The following is a 14720-nucleotide window of genomic DNA, read 5'->3' as shown; positions in this document are numbered from 1 at the left end:
CGGGTAAGGGCATGCGGTGTTGCGGTGGGCGTGCCGTCGCCGGATAACCACACTGCTGCACTCGAGGACCGATGTCCACTTCTGACGCGGACTGTTACCTGCCCGTTTTAAAAACCCTTGGGCATCGTTTTGCCGATTCGCGACCCACCGTCGCTGCGTCACCCGATCGGTCCCGGGGTACCCCACGGCGATGGCCACGGACGAGAACGGATCGAACACCGACACGCCCGCGCCGGCACGCCGCTCGATGACCGTCGGGATCGTCGCGGACTCCGGCTTCGCCTCGGCCGTCGCCGACGCCGTCGAGACGCGACTGCCCGAGCAGGTGACGATCGACGGCGAGTGCGTGGCCGTCACCCTGTCCAGGTCCTCTGTCACCTTGCCTCCGTCGGAGACCGGATCGGCCCCCGTGGCGCAATGGCTGGAGTCGGTCGAGGCGTCCAACCCTCATGACGTCGTGCTGTTCCTCTCCGAGATTCCGCGCCGGGTGCGGTCCAAGCCCGTGGTCGCCGAACTGCACGCGGGAACCACGGCCGCTCTGTACATTCCGGCGTTCGGCGCCCTCCGGACGCGTGGACGCGCACTCGACGTGGCCGTCGCGGTCGTCCATCACCTGCTGGGCACCGACGAGTCGAGTCGACCCCCGCTTCGGCGGTCGACGGCGCGATGGGCCCCGACACCGGACACCGACGACGCGCACGAACGGGTTCTCATGGCCCCCGGCTTCCTGGGCCGACTTCGGTTGGTGGCGGGCATGATTCGATGCAACCGACCCTGGCGCCTGGTACCCACCCTCTCGGGTGCGCTGGCCGCGGCGAGTGCCGCGTCGGCATTCGGTGTGTTCTACGCGAGCATCTGGCAGATGGCCGCATCGATGAGCACGCTGCGACTCGCGGCCATCACGGTCGCCGCGGTCGCGGCCATGACCCTGTGGTTGATCTTTCCGCACGGGTTGTGGGAAGGGCGCGGCTTCCGGTCGTCGGCGACCGACCGCTGGATGTACAACGGCGCCACCGTGGGGACCGTTCTCTCGGGTGTGGTCCTGATGTACGGCGTGCTGTTCGGTGCGGTGCTGACTGCCGCGGCCGTCGTCATCTCACCGCAATTCCTCTCCACCCAACTGGACCGCGGGGCGACTCCGTACGACTACGTGGCCTTGGCCTGGCTCGCCGCATCGCTGGGCACCGTGGCGGGCGCCGTCGGGTCCTCCGTCTCCGATCGCAACGACATCCTCAGCGCGACCTACGGACACCGGGAGGTGATGCGGCGTCAGACGATGCAGGAAGAATGAGGCCCGTGCCCATTCCCGTCGTCACCGACGCCACCCCGTGACCGGCATCCCGCTCGTCCGGTGGTGGGATCGGCACCAGATCCCGCTCTACCTCCTGGCCCTCGCGGGCGGCCTCGCCGCCGGGCTGACCGTCCCGTCCGCGGCACCCGCGCTCGAGCACGCGATCGATCCGATCCTGATCGCTCTGTTGTACGCCACCTTCCTGGCCGTACCGTTCGCCGCGATCGGGCGCGCGGCCCGCGATCGACGGTTCTCCGGCGCCGTCGTCACCGTCAACTTCGTGATCGTTCCCGTCGTGGTTTTCGGATTGACCCGCGTCGTCTCCGGCGACCGCGCGGTCCTCGTCGGGGTGGTGTTGGTTCTTCTCGCCCCCTGCATCGATTACGTCATCGTGTTCAGCGGCCTGGCCGGCGCGGCCTCGGAACGGCTGCTCGCGGGCGCCCCGATCCTCATGCTCCTGCAGGTCCTGCTGCTCCCGTTGTGGCTGTGGCTGTTCGTCGGCTCCGACGTCGTCGCGATCATCGACGTGGCGCCGTTCGTGCGCGCATTCCTGTTGCTCATCGCCCTCCCCCTCGGCCTCGCGGCACTGACCCAGGCCCTGGCCCGGCGGCACCGTCTCGGGGTGCGCGTCATGGACACGATGGCCGCGTCGATGGTGCCGCTCATGATGGCCACCCTCGCCGTCGTCGTGGCCTCGCAGATCGACGCCGTGCGTTCCGAGGGCGCGCGCCTGGTGCCCGCGATCGCGGTGTTCGCGGCGTTCCTGATCGTCATGGCGGCCGTCGGCGTGGCCGCGGGTCGCGTGTTCCGCCTCGACGTCCCGGCGACGCGCGCGCTCGTCTTCTCCGGCGCCACCCGCAACTCGCTCGTCGTGTTGCCGCTGGCGCTCGCTCTGCCACCGGCTCTCGCACTGGCCGCGGTGGTCGTGGTGACGCAGACGCTGGTGGAACTGGTCGGCATGGTGACCTACGTGCGCCTGGTGCCGCGGTGGGTTCCGCACCCCGCTGCCCCTGAGCGCATCACCCCGAATCCCGCCACCCCGGACCCCGCCGCCCCGGACCCCGCCGCCCCGGACCCCGCCTCCCCGGAGTCAGGGGCACCCTGACCACCCGAGACGGACCGAACGGCACCCTCACTCCGGTCCGAACCGGCGCCCCGCTGTTTGCGTCGACCCCTGCGGGGTACCCGACGGGCAGCAGGCATTCCACCCTGCTTCCGTCTTCACTCAGTTCGGTCCTACCTCTGCCGGCGCATTCCCGAGCGTCGCATGGGGGGATCACGGCACGACCCACCCGACGCCCACAGCCGGCGGGGTGAGGTGTCCGAAGAACCACCGACGATGCGTACCGCTAGGACACCCCCATGAACGACACATCCGATCTCACCGTGCTCGTCGTCGGCGCCACCGGCAACCTGGGCACCAGCGTTGTCGATTCGCTGGTCCGCAATCCGAAGGTCGGCCGCATCATCGGCCTCGCCCGGCGTGCACCGAGTTGCAGCCCCTCCAAGACCACGTTCGTGGAAGCCGACATCACCGTCGACGATCTGCTCCCCCACTTCACCGACGTCGACGTGGTGATCCACCTTGCCTGGCAGTTCCAACCCACCTACCAGCCCGCGAAGACCTGGGACGTCAACGTCCTGGGCGCACTCGCCGTGTTCGACGCGGCAGCGCGAGCGCACGTGCCGTCCCTCGTCTACGCGTCTTCGGTCGCGGCCTACGCACCGGGACCGAAAGACACTGCGGTCACGGAGGATTGGTCCACGCACGGGTGGCCGGGCGCGGCGTATCCGCGTGAGAAGTCCTACCTCGAGCGTGCGCTGGACACCTTCGAACTCGAGCACCCGGACATGCGTGTCGTCCGGATGCGTCCCGGATTCGTGTTCAAGCACGAGGCGTCGACCGAACAGCGGCGCCTGTTCGCCGGCCCCTTCCTGCCGCCGAAGTTGGTGCGGCCGGCCCTGATTCCGTTCGTCCCGTCGATGCCGGGGCTGGTGTTCCAGGCGGTGCACTCGTCCGACGTCGGCGATGCGTTCTCCCTCGCCGCGACCACCAACGCTCGCGGAGCGTTCAACATCGCCGCGGATCCTCCCGTGACCTCCGCCGTGCTCGCCGAGGTGCTCGGCGCCCGCGTCGTGAAGATCCCGGTGTTCCCGGTGCGTGCCCTCGTGAATCTGCTGTGGAAGCTGCGGATCGTTCCCACCAGCCCCGATCTCCTCGACACGGTGCTCCGCATCCCGGTCATGGACACCACCCGTGCGCGCTCGGAGCTGGGGTGGGAGCCGCAGTACACCTCCACCGAGGCGCTGGACGAGTTCATCCGTGGGATTCACGAGATCGGCGAGGCGCCGACTCCCCCGCTCTCCGCCTGACGGGCTCGGTGCCCGGCGACGGTGCCTGGCTCAGCGTCGGTCGATGATTCAGCGTCAGTCGATGATTCAGCGGCCCCGCCACTGTTCGAGGGCGCGCGTCACATCGCGGAGACCGCGCAGGTCCGCCCGAGGATCGATGAGCCCGGCGCGCGCCAGGTCTCGCGACAGCTGCACCACCCAGGGCGCCGTCAACCTGGCGCGGCCCAGGAGCGCGTCGTCCGCGAGCATCGCCGTCGGCGCACCCTGAACGACGGTCCCGGCGGCGACGATGGCCACCGTGTGCGCCCACTCCAACGCCAGAGCCACGTCGTGCGTCGACAGCACGACCGTGGTGCCCGCGCGCTCGAGGCGGTCGAACGCCCCGAACATCTCCTCGACGCCCACCGGATCGAGTCCCGCGGTCGGCTCGTCGAGCAGGAGAATGCGCGGCCGCATCGCCACGGCGCCGGCGGTCGCGACTCGCTTGCGTTCCCCGTGGGAGAGCTGATGCGTCGGGCGCCGACGCAGGTGCTCGATGCCCATGAGAGACAACGCTTCGTCGACGCGGTCGCGCACCTCCGATTCGGCCAGACCGAGATTGAGCGGACCGTACGCGACGTCCCGGACCACGTCTGCGGAGAACAGCTGATCGTCGGGGTCCTGCAGCACCAGTTGGACCTGCTGACGGTGAGCGCGCAGTCCCGACCGTGAACGACGCAGCGGGGTGTCGCCGACGGTGACGGTGCCGGCGTCGGGCTCGATCGCACCGGCCAGGCAGCGCAGGACCGTCGTCTTGCCGGATCCGTTGGCACCCAGCAACGCCGTACGTTCTCCGGGATCCACCACGAGCGACGCACCGTCGAGAACCGTCGGTCCGCCGACGAACGACACCCGCAGTCCCGACGCGGCGATACCGCCCTCGGTCACGAGGGCATCACCGCCGTCAGGACGACGGTGGCGACGACGATCGCCACGAGTCCGACTCCACTGGCGAACACGAAGCGACGCGAACTCGCCCGAGTGGACTGCAGTGTCCGGCTGTCGTCGCCGAATTCTCGTCCCGCGAGACCCGCCTCCAGTCGGTACGCCCGGTCCCACGACTTGATCAGCACGGCTGCGGTCAACGCTCCGGCGGACGCGAGCGCGCGCCGCGTGGACGAGTACCCGAGCCGCGAGGCCTGCGACTCCCGGATGACGAACACCGAGTCCAGCAGCACGAACACCATGCGGTACATCAACGCGGCCACGTCGATGCACACGCTCGGGACGCGCCACCGCCGCAACCCGTCGAGAATGTCGACCATGGGGGTGGACACGGCCAGCAACAGCACGGACGTGGTGCCCGCAACCGCGTGAAGCGTGACGTCCCCCGCGCGGCGGAGACTGTCCGCGTCCACGCCGAGGGCCGGACTCGGCTCGGTCGAGACGGTGATCGCGATGGAGATCGCACCCAGCACCACGAACGCGGCCGGCGCCCTCGCGGCGCGCAGCCACAGTCGCCAGGGTGTCCGCGCGCCCAGGAGCGCACACCCCACCGCCACCGCGGTGACCAACAGCGCCCCCGGCCACGACGGAAGCACCGCCGCGCAGGCCACCAGACCGGCCGAGAGAATCACCTTGTCGCCCACCGCGCGATCGCGCCAGGCGCTGCTCCACGCCGCGTTGTCTATCGACAGTCCGCGCATTCACCCGACCCAGCAGTGCTCACGGTCGTTCCGATGCCGGCATTCGACGCTTCCTGACGCCGTCGGCCGCGCAGTACTCCGACGGTGTAGCCGAGCACCATTCCGCCGAGCGCGGCCTGCAGTGCGAACAGGCCGGATTCGACCTCTCCCGACGTCGGCGAGAACACCGATTCGAACCAGGGTGTGTACTCGGGATGATCCTGTTCGATCCGGGCGGTGGCAGCGGAATCGCTGCCGACGAATCGCTCCTCGTCCGGCCCGACGTCACGGAAGGAATCCAACAACAACGCGGCACCGACGATGGCGACGATGGCCGCGATCAGGGAGATCGTGACGAGGGTGCTCCTACGCATCGGTGGCTCGATTCGTCGTCGGTTGCGGGGTCGCGAGGGAGGACGCGGCGGAGTCCCGGGTCGCCGCGCCGCGGACCTTCAGGACGCCGAGCTTGATCAATTCGGGCGCTGCCACGCTCCGCAGCACCCTGATGACCAGAACGCCGAGAAGCCCCTCGGCCACCGCGAGCGGTATCTGGGTGATCGCGAAGATGGTCAGGAACTTGGCCAGGGCTCCGACGAATCCGGACTGCGGATCGGGGAACGCGAGGGCGATCTGGACCGACGTCGTGGAGTACGTGGCGAGATTCGCGGTGAACATCGCGAAGAAGATCGCCACGGAGAGGCCGCCACCGAGTGTCGAGGTCAGCCGATACGCGGCGTATCCCACCCAGGGACCCACCACGGCCATCGAGAACGCGTTGGCACCGAGAGTGGTCAATCCACCGTGCGCCAGGAGAAGAGCCTGGAACAGCAGGACCACGGTACCGAGAAACGCCATCACCGGGGGCTTGAACAGCACCGCCCCGAGCCCGGTACCGGTGGGATGACTCGAACTCCCCGTGACCGACGGCAACTTGATCGCGGACAGGACGAAGGTGAACGCCCCGGCGGCCCCGAGCAGGAGGCGGCTGTCCGGGTTCTCCCGGACCTGGCGAACCACGGCCCGGGCGCCGTGCACGACGAACGGCGCCGCCACACAGGTCCAGACAGCGGCATGAACGGGCGGCAGAAAGCCCTCGGCAATGTGCATCGACAGAACTCCCCTGGATTACGCGTCCGATGTGAGTCGAAGTGACGGCTCGGTATCTGACTCACAACCGACGCGTCGAGATCTGCCGAGGCAACGCCGAATGCACACAGTGGCGCGACCGTCCCGGATTTTCACCGAGTTCCCTGCACCGACACTCTTCGAGGTCATGGTTGCACGGCCGACGTGTTCGCCGTCGGGTGACCTCCCCGCCGACGGGTCGTCAGGCCGCCGCGGCACCGAGTTCGATGCACAACACCCCGACCACGATGAACCCGATTCCGACGAGCATGCGCCGGGTCAGTGGCTCCCCGAACAGCACCTTGGACGCGATCGCGGTCAGCGCGACACCGGCGGCGGCCCAGATCCCGTAGGCGACGCCGAGCGGAAGGCCCTGCCGTAGCGCCGACAGCAGGCACGCGAACGCCGCGAGGTATCCGACCGCGACCACGAGGTAGAACACGGACCGACCGCGTGCAGCGACCCGCAGCGAGAGAGTGCCGATCACCTCGAACGCGATGGCGCCCAGAAGGAAGGCGTACCCGATCACGACGCGTCCTCGGGCACCGGCACCGGGTGGGATCCGCTCTCCACGAGGAGGACGCCGACGACGACGAGCCCGATGCCTCCCGCCATCACCGTGGTCAACGCTTCCCCGAACAGGATCGACGAGAGCGCCGCCGTGAGCGCGACGCCGCTCGCACCCCAGATGCCGTAGGCGACACCCAGCGCCATTCCCCGCTTCAGCACCACGGCGAGTCCCGCGAAGGCCGTGAGGTAGCCGAGAACCACCACGACGAAGAGCGCCGACCGGGTTTCGGAGCCTTTCAGGGACAGCGTCGCCGCGACTTCCGCGACGATCGCACCGAGAAGGACGAGCCAGGTCACGACGACGGAAGGGGCTCCGGGAGGCGAGGACGACATGGCGTCATCCTCCCACCGACTCTCGTCGTCCCGACCGGTCGACGGTCACGGCTGCACGGGGCGGACCGTCAGGCGAAGTGCGCCTTGGTGATCCGACCGTGGACACCCACGGTTCGGTCGACCACCTGGGACACCGTGAAGTTCGCCGCCGCCGAGAGATACGCGTACGCGACGGCGCGGTCCATTCCCAGGTCGGTCTCGAGGAAGTCCAGCGCATTCACCACGGCCCGCCGCATCGCGGCGTTCAGGTCCGAACTCTGCCCGCCGATCGCGCCGTCCGGATCGGACAGTCCGATCGGGATCCACGAATCCTCGTTCTCGGCAAAGGGATACGAGTACGCCACCGAGGGCGCATCGCCGCTGCCCGGCTTGCACACCGTGAGGCGGAACGTTCCGCGCAACGACCCCTCCATGGCGGTGAGCGCCACCTCGCCGTCACCCATCGCCATGTGGGGATCCCCCACGTAGAACAGAGCACCCTCGGCGAACACCGGGAGGTAGAAGGTCGACCCGACGCCGAGCAATCCGACGTCGATGTTCCCGCCACCCAGGGTGGGCGGGATCGAGTTGGCGTTGGGCGAGGTCAGCCCGGGTTCGTCGGCGAACGCGACACCCATCATGCCCATGAACGGGTTCAGCGGAAAGCGCACCACCGCATCGCCGTAACGCATGACGCCCTGGCCGTCCTCGATGGGGGTGAAGGTGGAGACGTTGCCGTACTGCGTGGGGTCGTCCGACGGTCGGCCGTCCGTGGCGACGGGCGGCATCACCTCGTCGATCGTGATTCCGGCCGGCGGTTCACCGTTCGCGCCGACCGCGAGGGCGCCCTTGCCGTGCCGACTCGACACGACGCCGTACGGCACCCGCGGTACGGCTTCGAGCGTTTCGATCTTGAGCACGTCCCCCGGCTGTGCGCCCTCGACGAACACCGGACCGGTCACCACGTGGGGACCGTCGAGATCGAAGTCGCGTTCGGTGCGGTCGTAGCCGCCCGCGATGTCGATCGCGTCCTGCAGGACCTCGGTCTCCGACACGCCGTTGCGCCCGAAGTACTCGCGCGGGTCGCGGCCCTGGTCCTGGTCCTCGAGGATGCCCTCGTGACTGAGCGCGTCGATGGTCACGGTCTCGCCGGATCGCATGCGCAGCACCGACTCCGACTCCACCGTGGGGACGTACCCCCACAGGACCCGATCGACCTCGGAGCTCAGGTAGTGATCCCCGAGGATGTCACCGGCGCCGGGCTGCAGAATGCCACCGCCTCCGATCGGCGGTGGCGACGACGTCGCCGACGCCGCGGACGTCCCGGACGACGAACACGCGGCCGTCCCGGCGATACCGACGCCCGCTCCGAGCGCGGCCACGGCCTGCATGAAGCGACGCCGCCCGATTCCGTCGGTAATGGTCTGTGCCGCGTGTTCCGCCATCGACTGCGCCATGGGAAGCCTCCTGAGTAGACAGGAGGACGAACGTAGGCGAGGCGTGTTTCTCGGCGGTTACGGTTGCGCTACGCAGCCTTTGGGCCGGCCCCGACACCCCGACCCGGACCTAGACCCGGACCCGGAGACTCAGCGATCGGGGAAGGTGACCGAGGTGAGTTCCTCGGACAAGCGCCAGACCCGCGCGGCCGAGTCCGGGTCGAGCACGCGCGAGTAGTGCTTCTGAGGTCCGGGCCGTCCGCCCAGGTGCCCGAGTCCGCCGGGGCCGTAGAAGCCCCCGCGTTCGGCATCGGGAGACGTTGCCGCCAGGAGCGCCGGAAGCCCGGCGCTGTCGACGGTCCCCAGAAGGATGCCCATCCTCGACAGCCCCCGAATGACCTTGCGCGACGCCGTTTCCTTCTCCCGTTCGAGTTCGGGTCGAGCCGCGAGGAGATTGGTCGGGGCGACGCCGGGATGCGACAGGTAGCTGGTGATGCCCCACTCCCCGGCCCGGCTTCGCCGATCCAGTTCGAGACCGAACAGCCCGAATGCGATCTTCGACTGACTGTAGGCGCGCATCCCGTCGTAGCTGCGCTCCCAGTTCGGGTCCTCCCAGTTGATCGCGCCGCTGTTGGCCGCGACGCTGATCTGGGACACCACGCGGGCACGCCCGGACCGCAGCAACGGCAGGAGGGCGCCCACCAACGCGAAGTGACCGAGATGATTGGTGCCGAACTGCAGTTCGAATCCATCGGCGGTGGTCTGCCGCGTCGGCGGCGTCATCACCCCCGCGTTCCCGATCAGCAGGTGAATGGGCTCGCCCTCGGCGAGCAGAGCCTCCCCGAGCGCCGCGACCGAGGCCAACGACGACAGATCCAGGTCCCGGAGCGTGATCGACGCGTCGGGGACAGTCCGGCGCACGGTCTCGACCGCGGTGCGCCCCTTGGCCGAATTTCGCACGGGCAGAACGACGTCCGCGCCGGCCGCGGACAAGGCGGTGGCGATTCCGAGGCCGATCCCGTCACTCCCCCCGGTGACGACCGCGCGACGCCCCGTCAGGTCGGGGACGGTGAGGTCGAGTTTTCTTCGCAACATGTTCTCTCCCGGTTTCGTGGTGGTTCCATCACTGTGGAGGACGAGGGCGTCGAGTATCAGGGCCCGTGTGTCCCGGGTTCGGCGATCCCGGGTTGAGCCGCTCACGACAGGGGGGATCGTCGAGCCGTGGATCGACTCGGACTTCGGCGGTACAAAGGATCCGACGCCGAGGAGGCATTCATGGACATCGACCGCACCGGACTGGCTCAGTTCCTGCGCCTGCGTCGGGAATCCCTGCAACCGGAGGACGTGGGCCTCCCCCGTGGACAACGCCGGCGGACCGCGGGTCTGCGCCGGGAGGAGGTCGCCGCGATCTGTCACATGTCGAGCGACTACTACTCGCGACTCGAGCGCGAGCGTGGGCCGACACCGTCGGTGCAGATGGTCGCGGGGATGGCGCAGGGTCTGCACCTGTCCCTCGTCGAGCGCGACCACCTGTTCCGGCTCGCCGGGCACAATCCACCCACTCACGGCGCGGTCGGCGATCACATCGGGCCCGGTCTACTCCGCATCCTCGACCGGCTCTCGGACACCCCCGCCGAGATCGTCACGGAGCTGGGAGAAACGTTGCGGCAGACCGAGCTCGGAGTCGCGCTCACGGGAGACACGACGCGATTCACCGGCCCGTCGCGCAGCATCGGCTATCGGTGGTTCACCGATCCCTCCAGCCGTCGGCTGTATGCGCCGCAGGACCACGCCTTCCTCTCCCGCGTGTGGGTCTCGGGTCTGCGCGAGATGGTGACGCTGCGGGGGCCGAAGTCTCGGGCCGCGGAGTACGTCGATCTCCTGCTCGCGCAGAGCGAAGAATTCGGACGGGTGTGGAGCATGCACGAGGTCGGTGTTCACCCCAGCGACACGAAACGGTTCGTCCATCCCCACCTCGGCGAGCTGGAGTTGACCTGCCAGACGCTGCTGGATCCGGTGCAGTCGCACTACCTGCTCGTCTACACGGCCGCACCGGGAACCGAGAGCAGCGACAAGTTGCGACTGCTCTCCGTCATCGGCCCGCAGCCGACGGCCACCGACGCCGAAGCGAGTCAGATCCACCCGTGACGCCGCGCCACCGCGCACGCTTCGTGCCGATTGGCGGCTCCCAGTTTGGCGGCCGCGGCGGACAGGTAGTTGCGCGTCGTTCCCGGCGAAAGGTGAGCGCGCTGAGCGATCTCCGCGATCGAGGCACCGTCGGCGGCGAATTCCAGAACGTCGGCCTCGCGTGGGGTCAGAGGGGAATCTCCCGCGCCGATGGCCTCCGCGGCCAGACTGGGATCGACGTAGCGACCGCCGCCGTGGACGGTCCGCACCACCTCGGCGAGCGTCGCGGCCGACGTCGTCTTGGGAAGGAAGCCCCGCACCCCGGCTTCGAGCGCCTTCTTCAGGTAACCGGGTCGACCGTGGCTGGTGACGATGATCGACACGCAGGCCGGCTGTGCAGCGCCGATGCGCTGCGCCGTCTCGATTCCGTCTATCCCGCCCATCTGCAGATCGAGCACGGCGACATCGGGTGTCGACTGCGCCGCGACGGTCACCGCGGTCTCACCGGAGTCGGCCTGCCCGACGATCTCGATGTCGTCCTCGAGGTCGAGCATGGTCGCCAGGGCCGTGCGGATGAGATTCTCGTCGTCGGCCAACAGAACCTTGATCATGACGTGCCCCTCGTCGGTGCGAACTCTGCGGTCAGCGTGAAGGTATCGGACGCGGCGTCCACCGTCAGATTCCCACCGACGGCGGTGAGACGTTCGCGCAGTCCGTTCAGCCCGGTCCCGTCGCCCGACGCCGAGACCGGATTCGGCCCGTCGTTGACGATGCGGATGGTGTCGACGTCGAACTCGATCCGGCAGAACGACGCGTGGGAGTGTCGGAGGATGTTGGTGACTCCCTCGCGCAGCACCCACGCTGCCTGCTCCGCCGCGCCCTCCGGAATGTCCGCGACGGTGCCGACCAGGTCGGTCCTGATCCCGGCCGCCGAGAGCAGCGACCGAGCCCCCACCAGTTCCGACGCGGCATCGACGGTTCGGTAGCCGCGCACCAGCTCGCGGGCGTCGGTCATGGAGTCCTGGGCCAGGTCTCGCACCTCGTCCATCTGGTCCGCAGCCCGATCGTCGCCGCGTCGGGCGAGGGTTGCGGCCAGTTCGCTCTTCACCGCGATGGCGGACAGGGCCCGCCCGACGACGTCGTGGAGATCTCGGGAGAAGCGCAGGCGTTCCTCGGCGACCGACAGTGCGGCGGCCGCGTCCCGGGTGGCGTCGAGCTCGGTGACGATGCGCAGCAGCCACATCGACAGCCGCACGGTCACCGCCATCATCACGACCACGAAACCGACGGCCACCGCCGCTGCGAGGCCACCTCCCGATATCGCGACCACGACGAGAACGACGCCGGCCGCCGCCGTGGACCAGCGAAGATCGACGAGAGCAGCCAGCGCAGCGCTGGAGAGCACGGCCGCCCAGACCGACAGGGACGTTCCTCCGAGGACGAACAGGAGTGCGGCGGAGATCAGGAGGACGACCACGGCGGGACGGATGTCGCCCGTCGACGTACCGCCGAGGCTGGGGGTGCGCTGCAGAACGACGACGGCGGCGACGGCGCACACCGCCGCCACCGCCGCGGTGCCGACGTCGCCGCCGGCGAGCGAGGTCGCGATCGCGGCGATCCCGCACGCGGCGACGATCAGCAGGAACGACTGCTGGGTGTAGACGCGGACTTTCTCCACGTCACTGCTGTCGCGCCAACCGTGCAGCGGATTCAGGTACTCCCGCAGTGTCATGGCCCCAGCCTCGCAGACGGTGCGGTCAGGACCGCGGTTCCCAACGGAAGTGGGTCCGCGCGATCAGCAGGCTGCCCGCGATCCAGGCCACCACCACGAGTGCGGGCTGGGCGGCATCGGCGAAGGTGGACGCGAATCCCACGGATGCCTCGCCCGGCGAGAGAGTGCCGAACCAGCCGAGGTTCAACAGGTCCGTGACCGCGGCCATGGGCGTCAGGGCCACGACGTCGGCGAACGACTCGGGGACGACGTCGCGCAGGAACGAGGACCCGAGCATCGCGAGCAGGATGATCGGAAGGCTCGTGATCTGCGCTGCTTCGGCGTTGCGGGTGAAGGCGGACGTGATGAGAGCGAGCGCCGCGAACAGGGCGGCTCCGCCGACGAGGGCAAGCGCGACGAGAAGCACGTTGACGGGCGCCGAGCCACCGAGAATCACGATGGCACCACCGACGATCGCGCTGAGGATCAGGGTGAGCACCAGCGACGGAACGGCCGGACCGAGCAGAATCTGTCCGTCCGTGCTCTCTCCCGTCCGCAATCGCTTCAGCACCAACTCGTCTCGCCTCGTCGCGTAGACCGACAGCAGGTTGTAGTAGACCAGGAACACCAGGAGGAAGAGCGCGAAGATCTCGAGGGCGGCGGAGACCCCCGCGTCCTCGAGTCCGCCGCTCCGGACGCCGATGATCAGCAGCACGATCGGGAAGATCAGCGGCATGACGACGGCATTGAACAGCAGAACTCGGTTGCGCCCGAGCAAGGTGAATTCCGCTCGGGACAGAGATGTCAAGGTACTCATGCGCTGATCACCTTCGTTGCGTCGGAAGCGGGAGAGTCGAATTGGTCTGCGATGGAGAGGAACACGGTTTCGAGGGACGCGGCGCGGGCATCGAGACCGTGCAAGGTCACCCGATTCGTTCGGGCCCACGTAAGCAGGTCGGTGAGGGTGTCCTGCACCGACGCGGTCGTGATGGAGACCGTGTCACCGCGGGTGTCCACTCTCGCCCCGGGGAGCTGCGGTAGCGCGACTCCCGGATCCTTCAGTTCGATCTTCGCCGGGTGGTCGGCGACCACCTCGTCGACGGTCCCGCTGCGAACCACCCTGCCGCGGTGCATGATCGCCAACCGATCACAGAGCGACTCGGCCTCGTCGAGATAGTGCGTCGTCAGCATGATGGTCACGCCCGAGTCCTTCAGATCCTGGATCAGACGCCAAGTGTTGCGCCGGCTCTCGGGGTCCAGACCGGTGGTGGGCTCGTCGAGAAACAGAACTCGGGGGCGGCTGATGATCGCGCACGCGAGGTCGAGCCGTCGCTGCTCACCGCCCGAGAGGAACTTGACGCGCGTGTCGGCGCGCTCGGCCAGATCGACGCGCTCCAGCACATCGGACACCGGCAGCGGGTTGCTGCACGTGCCCGCCCACATCCGCAGACTCTCCGCGGCCGTGAGGTCCTGGGGCAGGCCGCCCTTCTGCAGCATGATGCCGAGGAACGGGCGCACCTTGCGACGGTCGGACACCGGGTCCATGTCCATGATTCTGACGACACCCTCGCTCGGCTTCGACAGTCCCTGGATGACTTCCAGCGTCGATGTCTTGCCGGCGCCGTTGGTTCCGAGCAGGCCGAACAGTTCGCCCTCGGCTACCTGCAGGTCCAGTCCCGAGACGGCCTCGAAGGCGCTCTTTCCGGAACCGTAACGGCGGGTCATGCCTGCGACGTCGATGGTGCTCATGCGCGCTTCCCCCATCCCCGCAGGCCGAGGACGAACCGCACGCCGAGGAACACCGCGATGACCGCGGCGGCCACGATCGCCGGTGTGGTCACACCGACGATCGCGAACAGGACGGCGACGATGGCCGCGGAGATGACGACGACGACGAGTTCGCGGGACATCGTCGGAGCGGGCCCGAACTCCATCAGGTCGGTGAACAGGTTTCCTTCGTCTGGTTGCTTCATGAGAAATGATTCTTCGTCGATCGACGAGCGGGCAACAGTGCGACGCATCATCACTCGCGATGAGTCCGTCATCGGTCGGCGATGACAAACGTCATGTACCGGATGTTCGGTCCCACCGCGAGTAGCGATGTGCGACAGATCGAGTGGCGCGGCACCGTT

The 14720-nt window shown here is 68.6% G+C and carries 17 protein-coding genes and 1 riboswitch; of the genes, 4 read left to right on the top strand and 13 right to left on the bottom strand.

The features are described from left to right. Nucleotides 1-190: 190 nt before the first annotated feature. The 3 genes from ACY466_RS07460 to ACY466_RS07450 all read left to right on the top strand — a co-directional run bounded on the left by ACY466_RS07460 (nucleotide 191) and on the right by ACY466_RS07450 (nucleotide 3664). On the top strand, nucleotides 191-1291 hold the full coding sequence (locus ACY466_RS07460) for a hypothetical protein (protein ID WP_463251161.1): 1101 nt from the start codon (nucleotides 191-193) through the stop codon (nucleotides 1289-1291). Nucleotides 1292-1328: 37 nt separating this feature from the next. Continuing rightward, nucleotides 1329-2396 (top strand): bile acid:sodium symporter, encoded by a 1068-nt coding sequence (locus ACY466_RS07455; protein ID WP_463251158.1) that lies wholly within the window; start codon nucleotides 1329-1331, stop codon nucleotides 2394-2396. A gap of 257 nt (nucleotides 2397-2653) precedes the next feature. Then, nucleotides 2654-3664, top strand: coding sequence for an NAD-dependent epimerase/dehydratase family protein (locus ACY466_RS07450; protein ID WP_463251156.1), 1011 nt, complete (start codon nucleotides 2654-2656; stop codon nucleotides 3662-3664). Nucleotides 3665-3730: 66 nt separating this feature from the next. Here ACY466_RS07450 and ACY466_RS07445 read toward each other — a convergent pair whose 3' ends face one another. The 8 genes from ACY466_RS07445 to ACY466_RS07410 all read right to left on the bottom strand — a co-directional run bounded on the left by ACY466_RS07445 (nucleotide 3731) and on the right by ACY466_RS07410 (nucleotide 9845). Continuing rightward, a complete protein-coding gene (locus ACY466_RS07445) occupies nucleotides 3731-4570 on the bottom strand; it encodes an energy-coupling factor ABC transporter ATP-binding protein (RefSeq protein ID WP_463251153.1) in 840 nt (279 codons plus the stop codon). Then, on the bottom strand, nucleotides 4567-5328 hold the full coding sequence (gene cbiQ / locus ACY466_RS07440) for a cobalt ECF transporter T component CbiQ (protein ID WP_463251150.1): 762 nt from the start codon (nucleotides 5326-5328) through the stop codon (nucleotides 4567-4569). Before cbiQ ends, ACY466_RS07445 begins: the two co-directional genes overlap by 4 nt. Continuing rightward, the gene (locus ACY466_RS07435; protein WP_463251149.1) at nucleotides 5310-5681 is read right to left on the bottom strand and encodes an energy-coupling factor ABC transporter substrate-binding protein; all 372 of its coding nucleotides are present in this window, start codon (nucleotides 5679-5681) and stop codon (nucleotides 5310-5312) included. The genes cbiQ and ACY466_RS07435 overlap by 19 nt, the downstream gene beginning before the upstream one ends. Continuing rightward, a complete protein-coding gene (locus ACY466_RS07430; protein ID WP_463251148.1) occupies nucleotides 5674-6414 on the bottom strand; it encodes an energy-coupling factor ABC transporter permease in 741 nt (246 codons plus the stop codon). Before ACY466_RS07430 ends, ACY466_RS07435 begins: the two co-directional genes overlap by 8 nt. A 29-nt stretch (nucleotides 6415-6443) precedes the next feature. After that, nucleotides 6444-6582, bottom strand: a riboswitch (cobalamin riboswitch). Between the two features lie 52 nt (nucleotides 6583-6634). Continuing rightward, nucleotides 6635-6958 (bottom strand): DMT family transporter, encoded by a 324-nt coding sequence (locus ACY466_RS07425; RefSeq protein WP_463252170.1) that lies wholly within the window; start codon nucleotides 6956-6958, stop codon nucleotides 6635-6637. Continuing rightward, nucleotides 6958-7335, bottom strand: coding sequence for a DMT family transporter (locus tag ACY466_RS07420; protein ID WP_463251147.1), 378 nt, complete (start codon nucleotides 7333-7335; stop codon nucleotides 6958-6960). Before ACY466_RS07420 ends, ACY466_RS07425 begins: the two co-directional genes overlap by 1 nt. Before the next feature lie 68 nt (nucleotides 7336-7403). Next, nucleotides 7404-8771 (bottom strand): acetamidase/formamidase family protein, encoded by a 1368-nt coding sequence (locus tag ACY466_RS07415; protein WP_463251145.1) that lies wholly within the window; start codon nucleotides 8769-8771, stop codon nucleotides 7404-7406. A 129-nt stretch (nucleotides 8772-8900) separates the two neighbouring features. Beyond that, nucleotides 8901-9845: an SDR family oxidoreductase gene (locus ACY466_RS07410; RefSeq protein ID WP_463251143.1), complete on the bottom strand. Its 945-nt coding sequence runs from the start codon at nucleotides 9843-9845 to the stop codon at nucleotides 8901-8903. 180 nt (nucleotides 9846-10025) lie between these two features. Here ACY466_RS07410 and ACY466_RS07405 point away from each other — a divergent pair, with 180 nt between their 5' ends. Then, a complete protein-coding gene (locus ACY466_RS07405; RefSeq protein WP_463251141.1) occupies nucleotides 10026-10898 on the top strand; it encodes a helix-turn-helix transcriptional regulator in 873 nt (290 codons plus the stop codon). On the opposite strand, the gene ACY466_RS07400 is transcribed toward ACY466_RS07405, so the two are convergent. The 5 genes from ACY466_RS07400 to ACY466_RS07380 are packed head-to-tail and all read right to left on the bottom strand — an operon-like array spanning nucleotide 10883 to nucleotide 14561. Then, nucleotides 10883-11488, bottom strand: a complete 606-nt coding sequence (locus ACY466_RS07400) for a response regulator (protein WP_463251140.1) — start codon at nucleotides 11486-11488, stop codon at nucleotides 10883-10885. The two genes, ACY466_RS07405 and ACY466_RS07400, sit on opposite strands and share 16 nt — an antisense overlap. Beyond that, on the bottom strand, nucleotides 11485-12609 hold the full coding sequence (locus ACY466_RS07395; RefSeq protein ID WP_463251138.1) for a sensor histidine kinase: 1125 nt from the start codon (nucleotides 12607-12609) through the stop codon (nucleotides 11485-11487). Before ACY466_RS07395 ends, ACY466_RS07400 begins: the two co-directional genes overlap by 4 nt. A gap of 25 nt (nucleotides 12610-12634) precedes the next feature. Next, on the bottom strand, nucleotides 12635-13405 hold the full coding sequence (locus ACY466_RS07390; RefSeq protein WP_463251137.1) for an ABC transporter permease: 771 nt from the start codon (nucleotides 13403-13405) through the stop codon (nucleotides 12635-12637). Next, nucleotides 13402-14337 carry an ABC transporter ATP-binding protein gene (locus ACY466_RS07385; protein WP_463251135.1) on the bottom strand — a complete coding sequence of 312 codons (936 nt, stop codon included), beginning with the start codon at nucleotides 14335-14337 and terminating at the stop codon, nucleotides 13402-13404. Before ACY466_RS07385 ends, ACY466_RS07390 begins: the two co-directional genes overlap by 4 nt. Beyond that, nucleotides 14334-14561, bottom strand: a complete 228-nt coding sequence (locus tag ACY466_RS07380; protein WP_463251133.1) for a hypothetical protein — start codon at nucleotides 14559-14561, stop codon at nucleotides 14334-14336. The genes ACY466_RS07385 and ACY466_RS07380 overlap by 4 nt, the downstream gene beginning before the upstream one ends. Between the last annotated feature and the right edge of the window lie 159 nt (nucleotides 14562-14720).

It is taken from the genome of Rhodococcus sp. K11/5, from assembly GCF_055193735.1.
This window is presented reverse-complemented; position numbering and strand designations above follow the sequence as displayed.